Source organism: Bacillus sp. FSL E2-8868 (assembly GCF_038005505.1).
Lineage (GTDB): Bacteria > Bacillota > Bacilli > Bacillales > Bacillaceae_G > Bacillus_A > Bacillus_A mycoides.
The window spans coordinates 778,033-785,588 of record NZ_JBBOTI010000003.1 but is presented as its reverse complement, the minus strand read 5'-3'; the positions used below and the strand labels follow the sequence as shown (position 1 = coordinate 785,588).

Sequence of the window (7,556 nt, the reverse complement as noted above, 5' to 3'; positions counted from 1 at the left end):
GTTAATACTACCGCTCCACTTGCTGATCCTACGAAGTCACCTTTTGTTACTTGTAATACTTGCTCGTTGTTCATAATTTTCATTCTCCCTTCTCTTATTTTTGTTACAAAACTTCTATTATACTAATACGCTTGATAGAAATACGATTAATGCTGTTAATACTACTGCTCCGCTTGCTGATCCTACGAAGTCACCTTTTGTTACGTTTAATACTTGCTCGTTGTTCATATCATTCATTCTCCTTTTTTATAAGTTATCTATATGTAATTACTAAGAAATGATTAGTTCATAGTTTTCATGTTAACGTTACATTGAAACTAATTACGTAACGTTTGTAACACTAATGTAACATAACTATTATTACGTTGCAATATAATTACGTAAATTTTATTACACTTTTTTTACGTTTTTTTAAATTAACACTCAAAAACCTTGTTTTAATGCGTTTTCTACTGCAATCATATTTGTAACACTAGTGTAACATTAAGGTCATAAAGCGAAATATAATATTATTCATCTCTATTTTGTTAAAAACCAAAGTGAAACTTTAATCAACGAGAGTTCCATTCCCTACTAATTATTCCCCTCACCAATCGCACTTTTACTAGAAATTAATGCGGGATAAAATACTATCTTTCCAAGATAAGTTTATATGTTTCCTCTATATAACTATGTATAATGGAAACAAAGAGGTGGTCATTTTGAAATTAATCGCACTAGATATGGATGGTACACTACTATCATCTAATCTTGAAATCTCCAAAGAGAACTTACAAGCTATCCAAACCGCAAAAGAGGCTGGTCATATTGTAATGATTTGTTCTGGCCGCGCGAAAGAGGATGCTTTGAAATTATTGGAAGAATATAAACTATCTCTTCCAGTTGGAGCAAGCAATGGGGCAATTGTTTATGTGGACGGAAAAGTAATTAACTCGCGTTGTTTACAAAATGATAAAGTATACAAGCTTGCAAAATTACTAGAATCTGAAGGTTTTCCATATAAGTTGTACACAAATAAAGGGGTTTACTCTCCTTATACATGGCAAGATCAAGTTATGCAGGCATTCGAAGAAAACAAGCATACACTAGATGTTACACTTGAGGAACTTGAAAGAATTACAGAAAAACAAAAGAAATCAAACTTAATTACTGATTTCCAAAAAATCGAAGATGTCGTAAATAATCCAGAATTAGAAATATCTAAATTCTTTATTTTGACATTTAATGCTGCTCATCGTTCGCAGCTATTACAAACTTTACAAGAAGATACGGACATTTCAGTTACGGCATCAGCTCCTACTAATGTAGAAATTATGGATAAGCATGGCCATAAAGGCAATGGTTTGCAAGAAATGGCAGCTTATTTCAATATACCAATTGAAGATACTGTTGCAATCGGCGATAACTTTAATGATGTGCCAATGTTACAAGTAGCTGGCTTATCAGTTGCAATGGGAAATGCCGAAGAAGACGTAAAAAAATTATGTGACGTTGTAACATTAACAAACAATGAACATGGTGTTGCTCATGCAATCGAGCAATTTGTATTGAAACAAACTTCATCTAGTAAATAAAGTTCAACTTTAATCAGAGGCGGGGTTCCTCTGATTATTAGTTGAACCAATCGGGCTTTTACGGGCAGTTAATGCGGGGTAAAAAAAGGACTCTTTCACATTTTGAAAGAGTCCTTTTCTTTTACACATGATGACAAGCAACAAAATGATCTTCACCCACATTACGGAATTCTGGTACATTCGTTTTACAAATATCTGTAGCAACGGGGCAACGTGTATGAAAACGGCAACCTGATGGTGGATTTGCAGGACTTGGAATATCCCCTTCTAGAATAATCCGTTCTCGCTTAACCCTTGGATCCGGTATTGGCACTGCTGATAACAATGCTTTTGTATATGGATGAAGCGGATTCGCAAATAACTCATCACGTGATGCTGTTTCCACAATAGTTCCTAAATACATAATTCCAATTTTCGTACATAAGTGCTCCACAACACTTAAATCATGTGAAATGAATAAATAGGATAATCCCTTTTTCTCCTGTAATTCACTAAACAAATTAATGATTTGCGCTTGAATAGATACATCTAATGCCGCAACAGGCTCATCAGCCACAATAAATTCTGGATCTAATACCATTGCCCTTGCAATAACGATACGTTGACGTTGCCCACCGGAAAACTCATGAGGGTACCGGTCAATATGATACGGCGCTAAACCACATAACTCCAATACTTCTATCACCTTTGCACGGACATTTTCTTTCGTCGCTAGTCCGTGAGCCAACATTGGCTCACCAAGTGCTTCTCCAATTCTCATTCTTGGATTTAATGAGCTAAATGGATCTTGAAAGACGAGCTGCATATTAGGACGATGCTTTCTCAGCTCTTCTTTTGATAAAGCATGAACATCTTGACCTTTAAATTTCACTTCGCCTTCTGTTTTTTGAACGAGACGGAGAATTGTTTTTCCTATCGTCGTTTTCCCACTTCCAGACTCTCCTACAAGGCCAAACACTTCTCCTTTATCAATTGTAAAGCTTACCCCATCTACCGCTTTCACATGTCCAATCGTTCTACTAAATACGCCGCCCTTAATCGGAAAATACGTTTTTAAGTTCTTCACTTCTAATAATGGTTCACTCATTGCCCAGCACGCTCCTCATATAACCAACAAGCTACTTTATGATCCTCGTCATGCACATTAAGATTTGGCGCTTCATTTTTGCATATTTCCATGCAATGTTCACAGCGACCACTAAAGTAGCAAAACTCATCTAAGCCAACTAAATTTGGAACTTGCCCTGGAATAGAATAAAGTTTATCTGTTCGTTTCCCCATTACTGGTTTTGATTTTAGCAACCCTTGCGTATATGGATGTTTCGGATTTTGAAATATTTCTAGTACCGGTGCCTCTTCAATAACTTTTCCACCATACATAACGACAACATAATCGGCCATTTCTGCTACAACACCTAGATCATGTGTAATTAATAAAATCGATGTTTTAAATTCCTCTTTTACTTGCCTTAGTAAATCTAATATTTGCGCTTGAATCGTAACGTCCAGAGCTGTTGTCGGTTCATCTGCAATTAATAACTTTGGATTACAACTAAGTGCAATAGCAATCATAATACGTTGTAACATGCCACCGCTTAATTCGTGCGGATAAGAATGGACAATTTCATCAGCACGAGCAATACCAACTTTACGAATTAATTCAATTGCTTTTTTGTATGCTTCGTTTTTGCTAAGTAGTTCATGCTCTCTTAACGTCTCAACAATTTGCTCTCCAACAGTAAAGACCGGATTAAGCGATGTCATCGGTTCCTGGAAAATCATGGCGATATCATTTCCTCTTAAACTACGAAGTTCTTTCTCTTTCATTCCTAAAAGACTTTTTCCTTCATAAAGAATATCACCACCAACGATGCCGCCAGATTCAGCAATAAGTCCCATAATAGATAAAGCCGTTACACTTTTCCCGCAACCTGATTCGCCTACTACACAAACTGTTTCACCTTCTCGAACTGAAAAGCTAACATGATTGACAGCCTTTACTGTACCTTCTTCCGTCTGAAAGTGTGTTTGTAAATCCTTTAGCTCTACTACCGCTCTACTCATGCTTTCTCACCTACCGCTTCATCTTTGGATCTAATGCATCACGAAGTGCATCGCCAAGTATATTAATTGATACAACTGTTATAAAGATTGCAAAACCAGGCGGGATCCATAACCACGGACGCTTTTGGAAATCGATTAATGAGTTTGCTGCACTAATCATATTTCCCCACGATGGTGTAGGCGGGACAACGCCAAGTCCTAGGTAACTTAGTGCAGACTCTCCTAAAATAGAACCTGCAACACCTAATGTGGATACAACAATTAATATCGGCAGAACATTTGGGATTAAATGATATACAATTTTCCGGTAATCGTTTATCCCGAGTACATCAGCAGCTTGCATAAACGATTGTTCTCGCAGCGATAAAATTTGACCTCGTACGAGGCGTGCAAGTCCTGGCCAACCTACTAAACTTAAAATGATCATAATGACGTAAAGACGATAATCAGATGGTACTTTCCATTCTGATAAAATAGCTCCCATTATAATAAGTAACGGTAATCCTGGCATCGACATTAAAATATCCGCAAGACGCATTATAATATTATCGACGATACCACGGTAGAAACCTGCAATCACTCCTAATAAAGCACCTAGTATAACGGATAACACCATTGAGGCTAAGCCAATTGTTAATGAAATCCGTCCTGCTTGCATAAGCCTCGTTAAAATGTCTCTTCCTAATTGATCTGTGCCAAGCCAATGAAAAAAACTAGGTGGTTTGTTAATTAGCGTAACTTGTATTTTTCCTGATGCATACGGTGAAAAGAATGGACCAATAAAACAAAATAAAAACATAAAAACTAATGCGTAAAATCCTATAAGTGCCATTTTATTTTTCTTTATCCTTTTAAAAGCTTGCCTCCACGGCGATGATTCATTCCTTCTTTTCTTTTTTTCTTTTTTTTCCGTAGTTGCTGTAACAGTTTCCATCTCTTTCCCCCCCTTACTTCAACCGAATACGTGGATCAACAACTGCATATACAATATCCGCTAAAAAGTTTGAAACAATTGTCAAACACGAAAGAAACATCGTAAATGCCATTAATACCGTATAATCACGAAAATTTAATGCTTCTAATTGAATATTACCGATACCTGGCCAGTTGAAAATTTGTTCTATAATAATTGCCCCTGAAAACAACCCTGGTAATTCAAATGCAAGCAATGTAATAGCCGGCAAAATTGCATTTTTTAATGCATGTTTATAAATAACGGTCTTCTCCTTTAAACCTTTTGCTCTAGCCGTTCGAATGTAATCTTGCCGTACAACCTCTAACATACTCGTTCTAAAATAACGAGTTAATGAGCCAACTCCAAGAAGAGTTAAAATAAATACGGGTAAAACCATATGCTTTGCAACTTCTATTCCGTAAGCAAGCCCAGTTGAATTACTCCCAACATCAATCATCCCGCCTATCGGTAACAGCTTAAAGTCAACCGCAAACACTTTAATTAAAAACAAACCGATAAAGAATGAAGGAAATGACATCGCTGCAAATACACCAATTGTTACAAGCTTATCGAATAAAGAATGTTGCTTTGTCGCTGAAAATACACCGATAATAAGTGCAATTAGCCAAATAAAGAACAATGCAATAATCGCAACAATAAACGAATTCCATATAAATTTATTTAATAATGACGTTACAGATTCTTGATATTGAAGAGAAAAACCAAAGTCCCCCTGCAATGCATTACCTAGCCAGTGAAAATATCGCTCAACAATTGGTTTATTCAATCCATACAATTCCCTAAGTTCAGCTGCTCTTTCCGGTGTAATCTTCGGGTTTGAATCAATATAATCTCCTGGAAGAAGTGCGAACAGGAAGAAGATAATAATCGATGTCCCCAACAGTGTAGGAATCATTTGTAACAGCCTACGAATGATATATGTTTTCACCCTTTTTCTCTCCAATCTTATGCTTAAAATAGAAGAACATTTTTTCAAAGCGGCACACTACTTGCCGAATGAAAAAATGTCTTCTACTTATACATTCTTCTCGTTATTTTTCGATAGATAGAGCTGGTAAGTTTGCACTAATACTATTGTATTTTTCAGGGTCAATTCCTTTTATATTCCCGTTATAACCAGTAATTGTTCTACGATAGTTTAATAGAATTACTGGTGGATCATCACTTAATTCTTTATACAGTTCTTTATAGATTGGTTTACGTTTTTCAATATCTACCGTTTCAATACCCTTTTGAATTAACTCATCTACTTTTGCATTTTTATAACCAAGACTCTTCTCATTGACACCCGACAAATATTCACCAGCTGTTTCACTCGGATCACTTGTAATTGGTGTCGAAACAGAAGCTAAATCATAATCACCTTTGTTTACCTTCGAAAGCATAGTATTAAAGTCCATAAATTCAGGGTTAAATTCTACACCTATTTCTTTATAATTCTCTTTTGCAATCGGAATTAATAAATCGCTATCTTTAGCCGAACTTGGGCCGAAATAAGAAAGCTTTAATTTTTGACCATCTTTTTCACGAATTCCATCCGAACCAACTTTCCATCCTGCTTCATCTAATAATTTTTTCGCTTTTTCTTTGTCGTATTCATATTTATTAACTCCTTCTTCCGTATAAGCCCAAGAAGTTGGATGAATTGGTACATTAGCTACCGTACCGTATCCTTTCAATGCTGTATCAACATATTTTTTACGATCTAATCCGTAAATAAGTGCTTGACGAACCTTTTTATCCTTTAAGTACGGCTTATTATTATTCATATAAATATAGCTAAATGACGCTGCTGTTTCGATTTGGATATTTGCAAATTCTAAAGCCTTAGCCTGTTCAAGAACTTCGTCACCAGTACCTAGGCCAGTGTAGTCAACCTCACCTGTTTGGAATAATTGAAGCTTCGTATCACCAGAAGTAATTTTATAAATGAAGTTTGGAATTTTTGGTTTACCCGCATAATAATTTTCATTTGCTACAAATCGCACTTCTTGCCCTGGGATATACTTTTCAAATTTATATGGACCCGCAGCTATCGGTTTTTCATATAACGCTTTTAAGTAATCTAAGCTTGTATTTTGTTTGTAATCTTTTCCATAATAAGCTTTTGATAATACCTCTCCACCTAAGGCTGTTAGTGCCTGTGAATTAACTTTTTCAGTTGTAATTTTAATTGTCTGTGGATCAACAACTTGAATTCCTTCAATAGAAGTTGCTTTTCCTTCTTTATATTCTTTACCACCTTTAACAGCATATTGAGAAATGTCTTTGTCACCCTCATATGCCTTATCGTGTAAAAGCGTCAATGTGAACGCTACATCATCTGCTGTTAATGGTGAACCATCGCTAAATTTCAAATCTTTACGTAAATGGAATGTATATGTTAACTGATCAGAGGAAATATCCCACTTCTCAGCTAATTCTGGAGTTGGTTTTCCTTGTTTATCTGTAGATACAAGGGATGCAAAAATAACTGAAGTGACGTTTCCATCCCAACCATTTTGTTGGAAATATGGTAAAAATACGCCGCCTGGTTTACTAATGCCAACTACTAACGTATCTTTTCTATTCTTCGCTTTATCTGGTACTTTCGTCTTATCTGTCGCAGCAATATTTTCAACTTTTATATTTTTTAAATCTTGCTGTTTTACTGGTTCTGTAGAAGCCGTATCCTCCTGTCCCCCACAAGCAGATAACACAAGCGAACTACTCAGTAATACCGAAAATACACCAGCCCATTTTTTTGTCTTTTTCTTCATTGTCCCCACCCTAACTTTTTTTTAATAATTACACCTTATGAACTGCTTGCCTAATGTATGCCTCCCACAGCAACATTTTATAGCCAATCGGAAAAGTCGGTTTTGGTTATAAAAAAATAGTTGTTTTTGAGGGGTAACAATCTTATTCCGACCTTTCCAGTAGACTTTATGGTTATTAGCTTA

At 35.9% G+C, this 7,556-nt stretch carries 8 protein-coding genes; 1 reads left to right on the top strand and 7 read right to left on the bottom strand.

The features are described from left to right. Both NSS74_RS25170 and NSS74_RS25165 read right to left on the bottom strand, forming a co-directional pair. On the bottom strand, window positions 1-74 hold a 74-nt coding region (locus tag NSS74_RS25170; RefSeq protein WP_340814498.1), incomplete at its 3' end, for a DUF3948 family protein. A 43-nt stretch (window positions 75-117) separates the two neighbouring features. Beyond that, window positions 118-237: a DUF3948 family protein gene (locus NSS74_RS25165; protein ID WP_003186989.1), complete on the bottom strand. Its 120-nt coding sequence runs from the start codon at window positions 235-237 to the stop codon at window positions 118-120. Window positions 238-701: 464 nt separating this feature from the next. Here NSS74_RS25165 and NSS74_RS25160 point away from each other — a divergent pair, with 464 nt between their 5' ends. After that, the gene (locus NSS74_RS25160; protein WP_000766416.1) at window positions 702-1,574 is read left to right on the top strand and encodes a Cof-type HAD-IIB family hydrolase; all 873 of its coding nucleotides are present in this window, start codon (window positions 702-704) and stop codon (window positions 1,572-1,574) included. 121 nt (window positions 1,575-1,695) lie between these two features. Here the strand turns inward: NSS74_RS25160 and NSS74_RS25155 are convergent, their stop codons facing one another. From NSS74_RS25155 to NSS74_RS25135, 5 genes are all read right to left on the bottom strand, one after another. Continuing rightward, window positions 1,696-2,661, bottom strand: a complete 966-nt coding sequence (locus NSS74_RS25155; protein WP_340814470.1) for an ABC transporter ATP-binding protein — start codon at window positions 2,659-2,661, stop codon at window positions 1,696-1,698. After that, window positions 2,658-3,638 (bottom strand): ABC transporter ATP-binding protein, encoded by a 981-nt coding sequence (locus NSS74_RS25150; protein WP_002091396.1) that lies wholly within the window; start codon window positions 3,636-3,638, stop codon window positions 2,658-2,660. Before NSS74_RS25150 ends, NSS74_RS25155 begins: the two co-directional genes overlap by 4 nt. Window positions 3,639-3,648: 10 nt before the next feature. Then, window positions 3,649-4,572, bottom strand: coding sequence for an oligopeptide ABC transporter permease (gene opp4C, locus NSS74_RS25145; RefSeq protein ID WP_340814468.1), 924 nt, complete (start codon window positions 4,570-4,572; stop codon window positions 3,649-3,651). 13 nt (window positions 4,573-4,585) lie between these two features. Next, window positions 4,586-5,542: an ABC transporter permease gene (locus NSS74_RS25140; protein WP_002091399.1), complete on the bottom strand. Its 957-nt coding sequence runs from the start codon at window positions 5,540-5,542 to the stop codon at window positions 4,586-4,588. Window positions 5,543-5,645: 103 nt separating this feature from the next. Beyond that, window positions 5,646-7,373, bottom strand: a complete 1,728-nt coding sequence (locus tag NSS74_RS25135) for an ABC transporter substrate-binding protein (RefSeq protein WP_000730686.1) — start codon at window positions 7,371-7,373, stop codon at window positions 5,646-5,648. Window positions 7,374-7,556 lie beyond the last annotated feature (183 nt).

What these genes read in the sequence shown, in the direction of transcription:
- NSS74_RS25165 (WP_003186989.1), bottom strand. Translation starts at nt 237, where the DNA reads ATGAATGATATGAACAACGAGCAAGTATTAAACGTAACAAAAGGTGAC.
- NSS74_RS25155 (WP_340814470.1), bottom strand. Translation starts at nt 2,661, where the DNA reads ATGAGTGAACCATTATTAGAAGTGAAGAACTTAAAAACGTATTTTCCG.
- NSS74_RS25150 (WP_002091396.1), bottom strand. Translation starts at nt 3,638, where the DNA reads ATGAGTAGAGCGGTAGTAGAGCTAAAGGATTTACAAACACACTTTCAG.
- opp4C (WP_340814468.1), bottom strand. Translation starts at nt 4,572, where the DNA reads ATGGAAACTGTTACAGCAACTACGGAAAAAAAAGAAAAAAAGAAAAGA.
- NSS74_RS25135 (WP_000730686.1), bottom strand. Translation starts at nt 7,373, where the DNA reads ATGAAGAAAAAGACAAAAAAATGGGCTGGTGTATTTTCGGTATTACTG.